The 17,126-nt window shown below is 43.0% G+C and carries 5 protein-coding genes, 9 tRNA genes and 7 rRNA genes; 20 read left to right on the top strand and 1 reads right to left on the bottom strand.

Annotated features, from left to right (window positions below; translation table 11 throughout):
* The first annotated feature begins 172 nt into the window (after window positions 1-172).
* The 20 genes from folP to rrf (JX000_RS10810) all read left to right on the top strand — a co-directional run bounded on the left by folP (window position 173) and on the right by rrf (JX000_RS10810) (window position 15,239).
* Complete coding sequence (gene folP, locus JX000_RS10905; protein WP_206140700.1) at window positions 173-976, top strand: dihydropteroate synthase; 804 nt, start codon at window positions 173-175, stop codon at window positions 974-976.
* Window positions 954-1,319 (top strand): dihydroneopterin aldolase, encoded by a 366-nt coding sequence (folB, locus tag JX000_RS10900; protein WP_002451749.1) that lies wholly within the window; start codon window positions 954-956, stop codon window positions 1,317-1,319. The genes folP and folB overlap by 23 nt, the downstream gene beginning before the upstream one ends.
* A complete protein-coding gene (folK, locus tag JX000_RS10895; RefSeq protein ID WP_075778442.1) occupies window positions 1,320-1,799 on the top strand; it encodes a 2-amino-4-hydroxy-6-hydroxymethyldihydropteridine diphosphokinase in 480 nt (159 codons plus the stop codon).
* 332 nt (window positions 1,800-2,131) lie between these two features.
* Entirely contained in the window at window positions 2,132-3,619 is a 1,488-nt protein-coding gene (gene lysS / locus JX000_RS10890; protein WP_107533001.1) for a lysine--tRNA ligase, read from the top strand.
* 394 nt (window positions 3,620-4,013) lie between these two features.
* Window positions 4,014-4,128 (top strand): 5S ribosomal RNA (gene rrf, locus JX000_RS10885).
* An 11-nt stretch (window positions 4,129-4,139) separates the two neighbouring features.
* Window positions 4,140-4,215: transfer RNA gene (locus JX000_RS10880), tRNA-Val, on the top strand.
* Window positions 4,216-4,222: 7 nt separating this feature from the next.
* Window positions 4,223-4,298 (top strand) — tRNA-Thr (locus tag JX000_RS10875).
* A 6-nt stretch (window positions 4,299-4,304) separates the two neighbouring features.
* Window positions 4,305-4,377, top strand: a tRNA-Lys gene (locus tag JX000_RS10870).
* Between the two features lie 34 nt (window positions 4,378-4,411).
* A tRNA-Gly gene (locus JX000_RS10865) sits at window positions 4,412-4,486 on the top strand.
* Between the two features lie 7 nt (window positions 4,487-4,493).
* Window positions 4,494-4,582 (top strand) — tRNA-Leu (locus JX000_RS10860).
* A gap of 10 nt (window positions 4,583-4,592) precedes the next feature.
* Window positions 4,593-4,669: transfer RNA gene (locus JX000_RS10855), tRNA-Arg, on the top strand.
* A gap of 22 nt (window positions 4,670-4,691) precedes the next feature.
* A tRNA-Pro gene (locus tag JX000_RS10850) sits at window positions 4,692-4,765 on the top strand.
* A 13-nt stretch (window positions 4,766-4,778) separates the two neighbouring features.
* Window positions 4,779-4,854: transfer RNA gene (locus tag JX000_RS10845), tRNA-Ala, on the top strand.
* Between the two features lie 121 nt (window positions 4,855-4,975).
* Window positions 4,976-6,528: ribosomal RNA gene (locus tag JX000_RS10840) — 16S ribosomal RNA — on the top strand.
* A 95-nt stretch (window positions 6,529-6,623) separates the two neighbouring features.
* A tRNA-Ile gene (locus JX000_RS10835) sits at window positions 6,624-6,700 on the top strand.
* Between the two features lie 166 nt (window positions 6,701-6,866).
* A 23S ribosomal RNA gene (locus JX000_RS10830) occupies window positions 6,867-9,788 on the top strand.
* A 70-nt stretch (window positions 9,789-9,858) separates the two neighbouring features.
* Window positions 9,859-9,973: ribosomal RNA gene (gene rrf / locus JX000_RS10825) — 5S ribosomal RNA — on the top strand.
* A 226-nt stretch (window positions 9,974-10,199) separates the two neighbouring features.
* Window positions 10,200-11,752 (top strand): 16S ribosomal RNA (locus JX000_RS10820).
* Window positions 11,753-12,132: 380 nt separating this feature from the next.
* Window positions 12,133-15,054 (top strand): 23S ribosomal RNA (locus JX000_RS10815).
* A 70-nt stretch (window positions 15,055-15,124) separates the two neighbouring features.
* A 5S ribosomal RNA gene (rrf, locus tag JX000_RS10810) occupies window positions 15,125-15,239 on the top strand.
* Together the 16S, 23S and 5S rRNA genes with 9 tRNA genes alongside form the textbook arrangement of a ribosomal RNA operon.
* Window positions 15,240-15,708: 469 nt before the next feature.
* Here rrf (JX000_RS10810) and pdxR read toward each other — a convergent pair.
* Entirely contained in the window at window positions 15,709-17,091 is a 1,383-nt protein-coding gene (gene pdxR / locus JX000_RS10805) for a MocR-like pyridoxine biosynthesis transcription factor PdxR (RefSeq protein WP_206140699.1), read from the bottom strand.
* Window positions 17,092-17,126 lie beyond the last annotated feature (35 nt).

Raw genomic sequence — 17,126 nt, 5'->3', positions numbered from 1 at the left:
GACTTCGCTTTTTTATATTTGATGATATGTGTATTAGTATAGTCAATTCATTTTAACTGTTATTTAGAGTAAGTTATTTGATTTTTACCACTGAAATTATCTTGAAAGTAGTGATATCATAGTAAGTGATATGAAAATGCATGAAATATTTCAATATAGAAAAGGTGATTAAATGTCAAAAACTAAAATTATGGGCATACTTAATGTAACGCCAGATTCATTTTCAGATGGTGGGAAATATAATTCTGTTGAAAAAGCAGTTTCGAGAGCAAAAGAAATGGTGGATGAAGGTGTTGATATAGTGGATGTAGGTGGTGTTTCAACACGACCTGGATATCAAGAAGTTACCCTAGAAGAAGAGTTGAATAGAGTTGTGCCAGTTGTTGAAGCATTGATAGAGCTTAATGTACAAATATCAATTGATACATATAGAAGTGAAGTAGCAGAAGCTTGTTTGAAGTTAGGTGCTACAATGATTAATGACCAATGGGCGGGTTTGTACGATCCTAAAATATTGAATGTTGTTACTCAATATGATGCGGAAATTGTTCTAATGCACAATGGGGATGGTGAAAGAGATAAGCCTGTTGTAGATGAAATGCTTGTTACCCTATTAGCACAAGCTAATAAAGCAGAAATGGCAGGTATCCCACAGTCTAAAATTTGGCTAGATCCTGGTATAGGGTTTGCTAAAACTAGAGATGAAGAAAACGAAGTGATGGCTCGACTAGATGAGTTAGTTGCAACAGATTACCCGATTCTATTGGCTACTAGTCGTAAAAGATTCATTAAAGAAATGATAGGTGGAGATACAAAAGCTATTGAAAGGGATGAAGCTACTGCAGCGACAACTGCTTATGGTATAATGAAGGGCGTTCAAGCTGTGAGAGTACATAATGTTAAACTTAATTCACGTATTGCACAAGGCATGGATTTTCTAAAGGAGAATGAAAATGAACGACATCATATTTCTTAATGGAATGCGATTTTATGGTTATCACGGTGCATTGCCAGCAGAAAATGAAATAGGTCAAATATTCATTGTAGATATTACTTTGAAAGTAGATTTACATGATGCTGGTCAATCAGATGATGTAAGAGACACGGTACATTATGGAGAAGTCTTTGAGGATGTTAAAGAGATTGTTGAAGGTGCTCCCTCTAATTTGCTCGAACATCTAGCAGAACGTATTGCCAAACGTATAAATTCACACTATAATCGTGTAATGGAAACGAAAGTTAGGATAACTAAAGAAAATCCTCCGATACCCGGACATTACGATGGGGTAGGTATCGAAATAGTGAGGGAGCGTCATTAAATGGTTAAAGCGTATTTAGGCTTGGGAAGTAATATGGGTGATAGAGCACATCAGTTACAACAAGCTATCCAAATTATCGACCGATTTCAACATATTGATGTTACATCTGTATCTCCTATCTATGAAACAGAGCCAGTTGGTTACACTGATCAACCGCAGTTTCTTAACTTATGTATAGAAATAGAGACAACATTAAAACCTCAAGAATTATTAAAGCGATGTTTAGAAACAGAGCAAGCACTTCACCGTGTAAGGAAGATTCGATGGGGGCCTAGAACGCTAGATGTTGATATTTTACTGTATGGAAATGAAATCATTGAAGAAGATAATCTAATCATTCCTCATCCGAGAATGGTTGAACGCGCTTTTGTACTTATTCCATTGAATGATATTGCATCGAAACATATTGAACCCCGTTCCCAAAGATTGATTGAAAATTTAGTAACAGCAGATAGTACTGTTAAAAGATATATGTCTTAATGAGTAACGAAGAGATTGATGATGTGAGACACTACATAGTGACTTAAATTATTTAATTCTAGTTGTTTTTTTAAATAGATTAAGGTTTAACAGTTAAAGGCAAAGAAGTAAATACTTTATTAGAACATTGCCGTTTAGTAAAATGAGATGGTGGGAAGATAGATGTTATGAAAAGATTTAACACGCTTCTTGGCATCGTTATATTTAGAGTGGACGATAGAGGGAATAAGAGTGTCTCTAAGAACAAGAGAAATGATTGATATACCTAAACATTTCTAACAAAATGTATAAAATAAATAATTGAAAAACAAGAAGCAAAAGGAGAGAAAGTTATGTCAGAAGAAATGAATGACCAAATGCAGGTGCGCCGCCAAAAACTACAAGAATTAAGAGATTTAGGAATTGATCCATTTGGTCAAAGATACGATCGTTCTGCTTCAGCAGCAGAATTAAAATCAGCTTGGGACGAATTCTCAAAAGAAGAATTACATGAAAAAGAAGAAGAAAGTCATGTTGCGATAGCAGGTCGTATTATGACTAAACGTGGAAAAGGTAAAGCAGGATTTGCACATGTTCAAGACTTATCAGGACAAATTCAAATTTATGTTAGAAAAGATCAAATTGGAGAAGAACAATTTGATTTATGGAAACATGCCGATTTAGGGGATATTGTCGGTGTTGAAGGTGTAATGTTTAAAACTAATACTGGTGAATTATCGGTTAAAGCGAAATCATTTACACTATTAACTAAAGCTTTAAGACCATTACCAGATAAATTCCACGGATTACAAGATATAGAACAACGTTATCGTCAACGTTATTTAGATTTAATTACAAATCAAGATAGTACACGAACATTTATTAATCGTAGTAAAATCATTCAAGAAATGCGTAATTATCTAAATCAAAAAGGTTTCTTAGAAGTAGAAACACCAATGATGCATCAAATCGCTGGAGGGGCTGCTGCTAGACCATTTGTGACACACCATAATGCATTAGACGCTACTTTGTATATGCGTATAGCTATCGAATTGCATTTAAAACGTTTAATCGTAGGCGGATTAGAAAAAGTATACGAAATTGGTCGCGTATTCCGTAATGAAGGCGTATCTACACGACATAACCCTGAATTTACAATGATTGAATTGTATGAAGCATATGCAGATTACCATGATATAATGGATTTAACAGAATCAATGGTTAGACATATTGCTCAAGAAGTACTTGGATCAGCTAAAGTTCAATATAATGGAACTGAGATTGATTTAGAATCATCATGGAAAAGATTACACATTGTTGATGCAGTTAAAGAAGCTACAGGTGTAGATTTCTATAATGTGAAATCTGATGAAGAAGCTAAAGCATTGGCAAAGGAACATGGAATTGAAATTACTGACAATATGAAATATGGTCATATTTTAAATGAATTCTTTGAGCAAAAAGTAGAAGAGACATTAATTCAACCAACATTCATATATGGTCATCCAATTGATATATCACCGTTAGCTAAGAAAAATCCGGAAGATCCTAGATTTACAGATAGATTTGAATTGTTTATCGTAGGAAGAGAACATGCTAATGCCTTTACTGAGCTTAATGACCCTATCGATCAAAAAGAACGTTTTGAAGCTCAATTAGTTGAAAAAGAGCAAGGTAATGATGAAGCACATGAAATGGATGAAGATTATATCGAAGCATTAGAATATGGTATGCCTCCTACAGGTGGTCTAGGAATCGGAATTGATAGATTAGTTATGTTATTAACTGATTCACCATCAATTAGAGACGTATTATTATTCCCTTATATGAGACAAAAATAATATATCTAAAAACACCAATCACAATTGTGATTGGTGTTTTTATGTAATCTAATTGTTGAAAAAGTGAGATGAAATTATTTTTTTCTTAAATAAATGTTACTTTTGATAAGTAAAAGTAACTTATTTACTGATAGAAAGTAATAATACCTATAGTTTAGGAAAGTGATATGTGGTAGAATAGATCAAGTGGAAAAGACGTAGGAATTGAAATTCCGTCTTTCGAAAAAAATGAAAATAATCTGTTGACTTTCTTAAGTAAATGAAGTAATATATAAAAGTCGTCAAAAACACGTAGTTTGGTTAACGAAATGTAAAATTAATTTTAACAAAGTGTAAAATTAACTATTGAAATGTTATTAACAAACGTGTATTATTAATAAAGTAAGTTAATTTGTCTGGTGGCAATAGCAAAGAGGTCACACCTGTTTCCATGCCGAACACAGAAGTTAAGCTCTTTAGCGCCGATGGTAGTCGGACTAACGTTCCGCTAGAGTAGGACGTTGCCAGGCAATAGATAACAGGAGAATTAGCTCAGCTGGGAGAGCATCTGCCTTACAAGCAGAGGGTCGGCGGTTCGAACCCGTCATTCTCCACCATTTAATAGCCGGCCTAGCTCAATTGGTAGAGCAACTGACTTGTAATCAGTAGGTTGGGGGTTCAAGTCCTCTGGCCGGCACCATCTTTTGAGCCATTAGCTCAGTTGGTAGAGCATCTGACTTTTAATCAGAGGGTCAGAGGTTCGAATCCTCTATGGCTCATTACGATTTTATTTATTATTTTAAGCGAAATATTGCAGAAGTAGTTCAGCGGTAGAATACGACCTTGCCAAGGTCGGGGTCGCGGGTTCGAATCCCGTCTTCTGCTCCATTATTTTGCCGGGGTGGCGGAACTGGCAGACGCACAGGACTTAAAATCCTGCGGTGAGAGATCACCGTACCGGTTCGATTCCGGTCCTCGGCACCATCTTTAATAAGCGCCCGTAGCTCAACTGGATAGAGCGTTTGACTACGGATCAAGAGGTTATGGGTTCGACTCCTATCGGGCGCGCCATTTTAAAGAATATAACTACATACGGGAAGTAGCTCAGCTTGGTAGAGCACTTGGTTTGGGACCAAGGGGTCGCAGGTTCGAATCCTGTCTTCCCGACTTCTTAAAAAATGGGGGCTTAGCTCAGCTGGGAGAGCGCCTGCTTTGCACGCAGGAGGTCAGCGGTTCGATCCCGCTAGTCTCCACCATTATTTATTTCAACAATGAACATTGAAAACTGAATGACAATATGTCAACGTTAATTCCAATAATGTAACGAAAGTTACAACAATTAATTTAGTTTTATGAGCTAATCAAACATCATAATTTTTTATGGAGAGTTTGATCCTGGCTCAGGATGAACGCTGGCGGCGTGCCTAATACATGCAAGTCGAGCGAACAGATAAGGAGCTTGCTCCTTTGACGTTAGCGGCGGACGGGTGAGTAACACGTGGATAACCTACCTATAAGACTGGGATAACTTCGGGAAACCGGAGCTAATACCGGATAACATATTGAACCGCATGGTTCAATAGTGAAAGGCGGCTTTGCTGTCACTTATAGATGGATCCGCGCCGTATTAGCTAGTTGGTAAGGTAACGGCTTACCAAGGCAACGATACGTAGCCGACCTGAGAGGGTGATCGGCCACACTGGAACTGAGACACGGTCCAGACTCCTACGGGAGGCAGCAGTAGGGAATCTTCCGCAATGGGCGAAAGCCTGACGGAGCAACGCCGCGTGAGTGATGAAGGTCTTCGGATCGTAAAACTCTGTTATCAGGGAAGAACAAATGTGTAAGTAACTGTGCACATCTTGACGGTACCTGATCAGAAAGCCACGGCTAACTACGTGCCAGCAGCCGCGGTAATACGTAGGTGGCAAGCGTTATCCGGAATTATTGGGCGTAAAGCGCGCGTAGGCGGTTTTTTAAGTCTGATGTGAAAGCCCACGGCTCAACCGTGGAGGGTCATTGGAAACTGGAAAACTTGAGTGCAGAAGAGGAAAGTGGAATTCCATGTGTAGCGGTGAAATGCGCAGAGATATGGAGGAACACCAGTGGCGAAGGCGACTTTCTGGTCTGTAACTGACGCTGATGTGCGAAAGCGTGGGGATCAAACAGGATTAGATACCCTGGTAGTCCACGCCGTAAACGATGAGTGCTAAGTGTTAGGGGGTTTCCGCCCCTTAGTGCTGCAGCTAACGCATTAAGCACTCCGCCTGGGGAGTACGACCGCAAGGTTGAAACTCAAAGGAATTGACGGGGACCCGCACAAGCGGTGGAGCATGTGGTTTAATTCGAAGCAACGCGAAGAACCTTACCAAATCTTGACATCCTTTGACCGCTCTAGAGATAGAGTTTTCCCCTTCGGGGGACAAAGTGACAGGTGGTGCATGGTTGTCGTCAGCTCGTGTCGTGAGATGTTGGGTTAAGTCCCGCAACGAGCGCAACCCTTAAGCTTAGTTGCCATCATTAAGTTGGGCACTCTAAGTTGACTGCCGGTGACAAACCGGAGGAAGGTGGGGATGACGTCAAATCATCATGCCCCTTATGATTTGGGCTACACACGTGCTACAATGGACAATACAAAGGGCAGCTAAACCGCGAGGTCAAGCAAATCCCATAAAGTTGTTCTCAGTTCGGATTGTAGTCTGCAACTCGACTACATGAAGCTGGAATCGCTAGTAATCGTAGATCAGCATGCTACGGTGAATACGTTCCCGGGTCTTGTACACACCGCCCGTCACACCACGAGAGTTTGTAACACCCGAAGCCGGTGGAGTAACCATTTATGGAGCTAGCCGTCGAAGGTGGGACAAATGATTGGGGTGAAGTCGTAACAAGGTAGCCGTATCGGAAGGTGCGGCTGGATCACCTCCTTTCTAAGGATATATTCGGAACATCTTCGTAGAAGATGAAGGAATAACATTGACATATTGTATTCAGTTTTGAATGTTTATATAACATTCAACGTGATGGGCCTATAGCTCAGCTGGTTAGAGCGCACGCCTGATAAGCGTGAGGTCGGTGGTTCGAGTCCACTTAGGCCCACCATTCATTTATTTGTACATTGAAAACTAGATAAGTAAGTAAAATAGATTTTACCAAGCAAAACCGAGTGAATTAGAGTTTTAAAGCTTGAATTCATAAGAAATAATCGCTAGTGTTCGAAAGAACACTCACAAGATTAATAACGCGTTTCCTGTAGGATGGAAACATAGATTAAGTTATTAAGGGCGCACGGTGGATGCCTTGGCACTAGAAGCCGATGAAGGACGTTACTAACGACGATATGCTTTGGGGAGCTGTAAGTAAGCGTTGATCCAGAGATTTCCGAATGGGGAAACCCAGCATGAGTTATGTCATGTTATCGATATGTGAATACATAGCATATCAGAAGGCAGACCCGGAGAACTGAAACATCTTAGTACCCGGAGGAAGAGAAAGAAAAATCGATTCCCTGAGTAGCGGCGAGCGAAACGGGAAGAGCCCAAACCAACAAGCTTGCTTGTTGGGGTTGTAGGACACTCTATACGGAGTTACAAAAGTATATATTAGACGAATCATCTGGAAAGTTGAATCAAAGAAGGTAATAATCCTGTAGTCGAAAATATATACTCTCTTGAGTGGATCCTGAGTACGACGGAGCACGTGAAATTCCGTCGGAATCTGGGAGGACCATCTCCTAAGGCTAAATACTCTCTAGTGACCGATAGTGAACCAGTACCGTGAGGGAAAGGTGAAAAGTACCCCGGAAGGGGAGTGAAAGAGAACTTGAAACCGTGTGCTTACAAGTAGTCAGAGCCCGTTAATGGGTGATGGCGTGCCTTTTGTAGAATGAACCGGCGAGTTACGATTTGATGCAAGGTTAAGCAGCTAATGTGGAGCCGTAGCGAAAGCGAGTCTGAATAGGGCGTTTAGTATTTGGTCGTAGACCCGAAACCAGGTGATCTACCCTTGGTCAGGTTGAAGTTCAGGTAACACTGAATGGAGGACCGAACCGACTTACGTTGAAAAGTGAGCGGATGAACTGAGGGTAGCGGAGAAATTCCAATCGAACTTGGAGATAGCTGGTTCTCTCCGAAATAGCTTTAGGGCTAGCCTCAAGTGATGATTATTGGAGGTAGAGCACTGTTTGGACGAGGGGCCCTTCTCGGGTTACCGAATTCAGACAAACTCCGAATGCCAATCAATTTAACTTGGGAGTCAGAACATGGGTGATAAGGTCCGTGTTCGAAAGGGAAACAGCCCAGACCACCAGCTAAGGTCCCAAAATATATGTTAAGTGGAAAAGGATGTGGCGTTGCCCAGACAACTAGGATGTTGGCTTAGAAGCAGCCATCATTTAAAGAGTGCGTAATAGCTCACTAGTCGAGTGACACTGCGCCGAAAATGTACCGGGGCTAAACATATTACCGAAGCTGTGGATTGTCCGTAGGACAATGGTAGGAGAGCGTTCTAAGGGCGTCGAAGCATGATCGCAAGGACATGTGGAGCGCTTAGAAGTGAGAATGCCGGTGTGAGTAGCGAAAGACGGGTGAGAATCCCGTCCACCGATTGACTAAGGTTTCCAGAGGAAGGCTCGTCCGCTCTGGGTTAGTCGGGTCCTAAGCTGAGGCCGACAGGCGTAGGCGATGGATAACAGGTTGATATTCCTGTACCACCTAGTATCGTTTTAATCGATGGGGGGACGCAGTAGGATAGGCGAAGCGTGCTATTGGATTGCACGTCCAAGCAGTAAGACTGAGTGTTAGGCAAATCCGGCACTCATAAGGTCAAGCTGTGATGGGGAGAGGAAATTGTTTCCTCGAGTCGTTGATTTCACACTGCCAAGAAAAGCCTCTAGATAGATAACAGGTGCCCGTACCGCAAACCGACACAGGTAGTCAAGATGAGAATTCTAAGGTGAGCGAGCGAACTCTCGTTAAGGAACTCGGCAAAATGACCCCGTAACTTCGGGAGAAGGGGTGCTCTTTAGGGTTAACGCCCAGAAGAGCCGCAGTGAATAGGCCCAAGCGACTGTTTATCAAAAACACAGGTCTCTGCTAAACCGTAAGGTGATGTATAGGGGCTGACGCCTGCCCGGTGCTGGAAGGTTAAGAGGAGTAGTTAGCTTCTGCGAAGCTACGAATCGAAGCCCCAGTAAACGGCGGCCGTAACTATAACGGTCCTAAGGTAGCGAAATTCCTTGTCGGGTAAGTTCCGACCCGCACGAAAGGCGTAACGATTTGGGCACTGTCTCAACGAGAGACTCGGTGAAATCATAGTACCTGTGAAGATGCAGGTTACCCGCGACAGGACGGAAAGACCCCGTGGAGCTTTACTGTAGCCTGATATTGAAATTCGGCACAGCTTGTACAGGATAGGTAGGAGCCTTTGAAACGTGAGCGCTAGCTTACGTGGAGGCATTGGTGGGATACTACCCTAGCTGTGTTGGCTTTCTAACCCGCACCACTTATCGTGGTGGGAGACAGTGTCAGGTGGGCAGTTTGACTGGGGCGGTCGCCTCCTAAAAGGTAACGGAGGCGCTCAAAGGTTCCCTCAGAATGGTTGGAAATCATTCATAGAGTGTAAAGGCATAAGGGAGCTTGACTGCGAGACTTACAAGTCGAGCAGGGTCGAAAGACGGACTTAGTGATCCGGTGGTTCCGCATGGAAGGGCCATCGCTCAACGGATAAAAGCTACCCCGGGGATAACAGGCTTATCTCCCCCAAGAGTTCACATCGACGGGGAGGTTTGGCACCTCGATGTCGGCTCATCGCATCCTGGGGCTGTAGTCGGTCCCAAGGGTTGGGCTGTTCGCCCATTAAAGCGGTACGCGAGCTGGGTTCAGAACGTCGTGAGACAGTTCGGTCCCTATCCGTCGTGGGCGTAGGAAATTTGAGAGGAGCTGTCCTTAGTACGAGAGGACCGGGATGGACATACCTCTGGTGTACCAGTTGTCGTGCCAACGGCATAGCTGGGTAGCTATGTATGGACGGGATAAGTGCTGAAAGCATCTAAGCATGAAGCCCCCCTCAAGATGAGATTTCCCAACTTCGGTTATAAGATCCCTCAAAGATGATGAGGTTAATAGGTTCGAGGTGGAAGCGTGGTGACACGTGGAGCTGACGAATACTAATCGATCGAAGACTTAATCAAAATTTATGTTTTGCGACGCAAAATCATTTTACTTACTATCTAGTTTTGAATGTATAATACATTCCATTTGTCTGGTGACAATGGCAAGGAGGTCACACCTGTTCCCATGCCGAACACAGAAGTTAAGCTCCTTAGCGCCGATGGTAGTCGGACTAACGTTCCGCTAGAGTAGGACGTTGCCAGGCAATACCTATATTTGGCCGTGAGGTCATTTTTTTGTGAGGTATATACGATAAAAATTATTTATAAAAAGTTGTTGACTTTCGAGTTAATAAAGCGTATAATTAATTCTTGTCGGTAAAAGAAATGAACATTGAAAACTGAATGACAATATGTCAACGTTAATTCCAATAATGTAACGAAAGTTACAACAATTAATTTAGTTTTATGAGCTAATCAAACATCATAATTTTTATGGAGAGTTTGATCCTGGCTCAGGATGAACGCTGGCGGCGTGCCTAATACATGCAAGTCGAGCGAACAGATAAGGAGCTTGCTCCTTTGACGTTAGCGGCGGACGGGTGAGTAACACGTGGATAACCTACCTATAAGACTGGGATAACTTCGGGAAACCGGAGCTAATACCGGATAACATATTGAACCGCATGGTTCAATAGTGAAAGGCGGCTTTGCTGTCACTTATAGATGGATCCGCGCCGTATTAGCTAGTTGGTAAGGTAACGGCTTACCAAGGCAACGATACGTAGCCGACCTGAGAGGGTGATCGGCCACACTGGAACTGAGACACGGTCCAGACTCCTACGGGAGGCAGCAGTAGGGAATCTTCCGCAATGGGCGAAAGCCTGACGGAGCAACGCCGCGTGAGTGATGAAGGTCTTCGGATCGTAAAACTCTGTTATCAGGGAAGAACAAATGTGTAAGTAACTGTGCACATCTTGACGGTACCTGATCAGAAAGCCACGGCTAACTACGTGCCAGCAGCCGCGGTAATACGTAGGTGGCAAGCGTTATCCGGAATTATTGGGCGTAAAGCGCGCGTAGGCGGTTTTTTAAGTCTGATGTGAAAGCCCACGGCTCAACCGTGGAGGGTCATTGGAAACTGGAAAACTTGAGTGCAGAAGAGGAAAGTGGAATTCCATGTGTAGCGGTGAAATGCGCAGAGATATGGAGGAACACCAGTGGCGAAGGCGACTTTCTGGTCTGTAACTGACGCTGATGTGCGAAAGCGTGGGGATCAAACAGGATTAGATACCCTGGTAGTCCACGCCGTAAACGATGAGTGCTAAGTGTTAGGGGGTTTCCGCCCCTTAGTGCTGCAGCTAACGCATTAAGCACTCCGCCTGGGGAGTACGACCGCAAGGTTGAAACTCAAAGGAATTGACGGGGACCCGCACAAGCGGTGGAGCATGTGGTTTAATTCGAAGCAACGCGAAGAACCTTACCAAATCTTGACATCCTTTGACCGCTCTAGAGATAGAGTTTTCCCCTTCGGGGGACAAAGTGACAGGTGGTGCATGGTTGTCGTCAGCTCGTGTCGTGAGATGTTGGGTTAAGTCCCGCAACGAGCGCAACCCTTAAGCTTAGTTGCCATCATTAAGTTGGGCACTCTAAGTTGACTGCCGGTGACAAACCGGAGGAAGGTGGGGATGACGTCAAATCATCATGCCCCTTATGATTTGGGCTACACACGTGCTACAATGGACAATACAAAGGGCAGCTAAACCGCGAGGTCAAGCAAATCCCATAAAGTTGTTCTCAGTTCGGATTGTAGTCTGCAACTCGACTACATGAAGCTGGAATCGCTAGTAATCGTAGATCAGCATGCTACGGTGAATACGTTCCCGGGTCTTGTACACACCGCCCGTCACACCACGAGAGTTTGTAACACCCGAAGCCGGTGGAGTAACCATTTATGGAGCTAGCCGTCGAAGGTGGGACAAATGATTGGGGTGAAGTCGTAACAAGGTAGCCGTATCGGAAGGTGCGGCTGGATCACCTCCTTTCTAAGGATATATTCGGAACATCTTCGTAGAAGATGAAGGAATAACATTGACATATTGTATTCAGTTTTGAATGTTTATACAACATTCAACATATCTTCTTTTTCAAAGAAAGCGATTCGCAGACAATGCGTTGAGTTACTTTAAAGCGAAGTTTACTAGAGTAAATGGGTATTTAAAGTAATGATAACAAAGCAGTATGCAAACGCTTGACTGGAAATAGAACTTGTACATTGAAAACTAGATAAGTAAGTAAAATAGATTTTACCAAGCAAAACCGAGTGAATTAGAGTTTTAAAGCTTGAATTCATAAGAAATAATCGCTAGTGTTCGAAAGAACACTCACAAGATTAATAACGCGTTTCCTGTAGGATGGAAACATAGATTAAGTTATTAAGGGCGCACGGTGGATGCCTTGGCACTAGAAGCCGATGAAGGACGTTACTAACGACGATATGCTTTGGGGAGCTGTAAGTAAGCGTTGATCCAGAGATTTCCGAATGGGGAAACCCAGCATGAGTTATGTCATGTTATCGATATGTGAATACATAGCATATCAGAAGGCAGACCCGGAGAACTGAAACATCTTAGTACCCGGAGGAAGAGAAAGAAAAATCGATTCCCTGAGTAGCGGCGAGCGAAACGGGAAGAGCCCAAACCAACAAGCTTGCTTGTTGGGGTTGTAGGACACTCTATACGGAGTTACAAAAGTATATATTAGACGAATCATCTGGAAAGTTGAATCAAAGAAGGTAATAATCCTGTAGTCGAAAATATATACTCTCTTGAGTGGATCCTGAGTACGACGGAGCACGTGAAATTCCGTCGGAATCTGGGAGGACCATCTCCTAAGGCTAAATACTCTCTAGTGACCGATAGTGAACCAGTACCGTGAGGGAAAGGTGAAAAGTACCCCGGAAGGGGAGTGAAAGAGAACTTGAAACCGTGTGCTTACAAGTAGTCAGAGCCCGTTAATGGGTGATGGCGTGCCTTTTGTAGAATGAACCGGCGAGTTACGATTTGATGCAAGGTTAAGCAGCTAATGTGGAGCCGTAGCGAAAGCGAGTCTGAATAGGGCGTTTAGTATTTGGTCGTAGACCCGAAACCAGGTGATCTACCCTTGGTCAGGTTGAAGTTCAGGTAACACTGAATGGAGGACCGAACCGACTTACGTTGAAAAGTGAGCGGATGAACTGAGGGTAGCGGAGAAATTCCAATCGAACTTGGAGATAGCTGGTTCTCTCCGAAATAGCTTTAGGGCTAGCCTCAAGTGATGATTATTGGAGGTAGAGCACTGTTTGGACGAGGGGCCCTTCTCGGGTTACCGAATTCAGACAAACTCCGAATGCCAATCAATTTAACTTGGGAGTCAGAACATGGGTGATAAGGTCCGTGTTCGAAAGGGAAACAGCCCAGACCACCAGCTAAGGTCCCAAAATATATGTTAAGTGGAAAAGGATGTGGCGTTGCCCAGACAACTAGGATGTTGGCTTAGAAGCAGCCATCATTTAAAGAGTGCGTAATAGCTCACTAGTCGAGTGACACTGCGCCGAAAATGTACCGGGGCTAAACATATTACCGAAGCTGTGGATTGTCCGTAGGACAATGGTAGGAGAGCGTTCTAAGGGCGTCGAAGCATGATCGCAAGGACATGTGGAGCGCTTAGAAGTGAGAATGCCGGTGTGAGTAGCGAAAGACGGGTGAGAATCCCGTCCACCGATTGACTAAGGTTTCCAGAGGAAGGCTCGTCCGCTCTGGGTTAGTCGGGTCCTAAGCTGAGGCCGACAGGCGTAGGCGATGGATAACAGGTTGATATTCCTGTACCACCTAGTATCGTTTTAATCGATGGGGGGACGCAGTAGGATAGGCGAAGCGTGCTATTGGATTGCACGTCCAAGCAGTAAGACTGAGTGTTAGGCAAATCCGGCACTCATAAGGTCAAGCTGTGATGGGGAGAGGAAATTGTTTCCTCGAGTCGTTGATTTCACACTGCCAAGAAAAGCCTCTAGATAGATAACAGGTGCCCGTACCGCAAACCGACACAGGTAGTCAAGATGAGAATTCTAAGGTGAGCGAGCGAACTCTCGTTAAGGAACTCGGCAAAATGACCCCGTAACTTCGGGAGAAGGGGTGCTCTTTAGGGTTAACGCCCAGAAGAGCCGCAGTGAATAGGCCCAAGCGACTGTTTATCAAAAACACAGGTCTCTGCTAAACCGTAAGGTGATGTATAGGGGCTGACGCCTGCCCGGTGCTGGAAGGTTAAGAGGAGTAGTTAGCTTCTGCGAAGCTACGAATCGAAGCCCCAGTAAACGGCGGCCGTAACTATAACGGTCCTAAGGTAGCGAAATTCCTTGTCGGGTAAGTTCCGACCCGCACGAAAGGCGTAACGATTTGGGCACTGTCTCAACGAGAGACTCGGTGAAATCATAGTACCTGTGAAGATGCAGGTTACCCGCGACAGGACGGAAAGACCCCGTGGAGCTTTACTGTAGCCTGATATTGAAATTCGGCACAGCTTGTACAGGATAGGTAGGAGCCTTTGAAACGTGAGCGCTAGCTTACGTGGAGGCATTGGTGGGATACTACCCTAGCTGTGTTGGCTTTCTAACCCGCACCACTTATCGTGGTGGGAGACAGTGTCAGGTGGGCAGTTTGACTGGGGCGGTCGCCTCCTAAAAGGTAACGGAGGCGCTCAAAGGTTCCCTCAGAATGGTTGGAAATCATTCATAGAGTGTAAAGGCATAAGGGAGCTTGACTGCGAGACTTACAAGTCGAGCAGGGTCGAAAGACGGACTTAGTGATCCGGTGGTTCCGCATGGAAGGGCCATCGCTCAACGGATAAAAGCTACCCCGGGGATAACAGGCTTATCTCCCCCAAGAGTTCACATCGACGGGGAGGTTTGGCACCTCGATGTCGGCTCATCGCATCCTGGGGCTGTAGTCGGTCCCAAGGGTTGGGCTGTTCGCCCATTAAAGCGGTACGCGAGCTGGGTTCAGAACGTCGTGAGACAGTTCGGTCCCTATCCGTCGTGGGCGTAGGAAATTTGAGAGGAGCTGTCCTTAGTACGAGAGGACCGGGATGGACATACCTCTGGTGTACCAGTTGTCGTGCCAACGGCATAGCTGGGTAGCTATGTATGGACGGGATAAGTGCTGAAAGCATCTAAGCATGAAGCCCCCCTCAAGATGAGATTTCCCAACTTCGGTTATAAGATCCCTCAAAGATGATGAGGTTAATAGGTTCGAGGTGGAAGCGTGGTGACACGTGGAGCTGACGAATACTAATCGATCGAAGACTTAATCAAAATTTATGTTTTGCGACGCAAAATCATTTTACTTACTATCTAGTTTTGAATGTATAATACATTCCATTTGTCTGGTGACAATGGCAAGGAGGTCACACCTGTTCCCATGCCGAACACAGAAGTTAAGCTCCTTAGCGCCGATGGTAGTCGGACTAACGTTCCGCTAGAGTAGGACGTTGCCAGGCAAATAATAGGATGCGATGAGCCGCATTGAGACCGTAAGGTCTCTTTTTTTATGCCCAAAAAAGAAAGTCAACGCAGAGCAAATGCGTTTAGACGATGAATTGAAGAATGAGCGCAACGAGCTTAGTCGAGCTAAGTGAGTAAGGGAGAGATGAAAATGAAGAAGTATAAGCGCATTTCTCTCAAGTTGAAAAAGCTCCTTAGCGCCGAAGGTAGCAGACTAACGTTCTAAAGCAAAACAGTGATTGAAAATCACATGTTTTACTTACTTAATAGCATGAGCTATTAAGAACAATAGCCCATGCCAGGCAAATATAATTGAGACCGCAAGGTCTCTTTTTTTATGCCCAAAAATAAAAAGAGTCAGTTTATCCATTTCTCTTTAATTATATCCCTCAAGTTAATTATGAATACAATAGACTAACGTCAATTGCATAAGTAACACTAACTTTTTCAAAAGAAAAAGAAGTGTTACTTTATAATTAACGTATTGATGAGTGTTTCTGTATGGGAAGTTAATTGGTTTTTAGGAATACCACCGAAACCTATAATGAATTTTGGAGTTGAACTTGTATTTTCTTCAAATTCATAGGGGTGTAATTTCAGTGAATGCTTTTTAGCGCGTTGTAAACATTCTTCCATATTTAATCCGTTTAAAACAGTTAGAGTAAAATGCATACCTGTAAGTGCACCGTCAACTTTCAACTGATTTTCGTATGGTGACAAAGCATTTAAAATAAATTGCAACTTTTCTTTATAAATTTTTCTCATTTTATTTAAATGACGTTCAAAACTACCACTACTCATAAATTGTGCAATCATTCTTTGGATATGAACTGGAGCTGTATTGGCTTCTTTATAATGATAATGATGATATTGTTCTAACAATTTCGGTGGTAATACAATATATGCAATTCTGCAACTTGGATAAATAGATTTAGAAAAGGTACTAAGATAAATGACTTTATCCTGTGAATCAAGACTCTGTAATGCAGGGATAGGTTTACCAAAATATCTAAATTCTGAATCATAATCATCTTCGATAATGTATCTATTATCTTGTTGTTGAGCCCAGTTGATGAGTTGGGTTCTTTTCTTTAGATTCATAACATGGCCAGTAGGAAACTGGTGTGAAGGTGTGATATAAATTATGTTATGATCCGATGATAAAATAGGATGAGTTTGTATACCATTTTTCTCGACTGGGACTTGTAAATAGTTGAATTTCTTTTTATCTAATACTTGTTTAATCGGAGGATAACTAGGTTTTTCTATAGCAAATGACGCATCTTCGAGTATATCAGTTAACATATTTAATAATTGTTCTGTTGAAGATCCTATTATGATTTGATCTGGATGAGATGTTACTCCTCTACTGCTGAATAAATAATGCGCAATTTGTTGTCTTAATTCAAATTCACCTTGATTATTTCCTCTTTGTAATAGTTCAAACTGATTATCTTCAAATACATCTTTTGCATATTTTCTAAATAAATGTGAGGGAAAATATTCTGCGTCGATTTCTGATAAGTTAAAAGAATAAGCATAATGTTCTTTATCTTCATCCAAATTTTCATTATTGTTGTATGTAGTTGTGGGCACAACATATTGTTTGGGTAGTACAGGTAATGATTCGATATCGGAGACGTAATAACCTGATCGTGGTTTAGAGTATATAAACCCTTCATCCAATAACAATTGATAGGCGTGTTCAATAGTTGTTTGGCTTAAAGATAAATGCTCACTTAATTGACGTTTTGAAGGGAATCTGTCATTTGACTGATATTGACCTTCTATAATTTGCTTTTTCAACTTTTCGTATAAATCAATATACAGTGATTGTTTCTCTTTCACTCATCTGACCTCCTTTATAATAAATAAATTGAACC

This window comes from Staphylococcus sp. SB1-57 (assembly GCF_017086425.1).
Lineage (GTDB): Bacteria > Bacillota > Bacilli > Staphylococcales > Staphylococcaceae > Staphylococcus > Staphylococcus warneri_A.
This window is presented reverse-complemented; position numbering and strand designations above follow the sequence as displayed.

Excerpts from the sequence above, each read along its gene's own strand:
- lysS (WP_107533001.1), top strand. The coding sequence starts at position 2,132 with ATGTCAGAAGAAATGAATGACCAAATGCAGGTGCGCCGCCAAAAACTA.
- folK (WP_075778442.1), top strand. The coding sequence starts at position 1,320 with ATGGTTAAAGCGTATTTAGGCTTGGGAAGTAATATGGGTGATAGAGCA.
- folP (WP_206140700.1), top strand. The coding sequence starts at position 173 with ATGTCAAAAACTAAAATTATGGGCATACTTAATGTAACGCCAGATTCA.
- folB (WP_002451749.1), top strand. The coding sequence starts at position 954 with ATGAACGACATCATATTTCTTAATGGAATGCGATTTTATGGTTATCAC.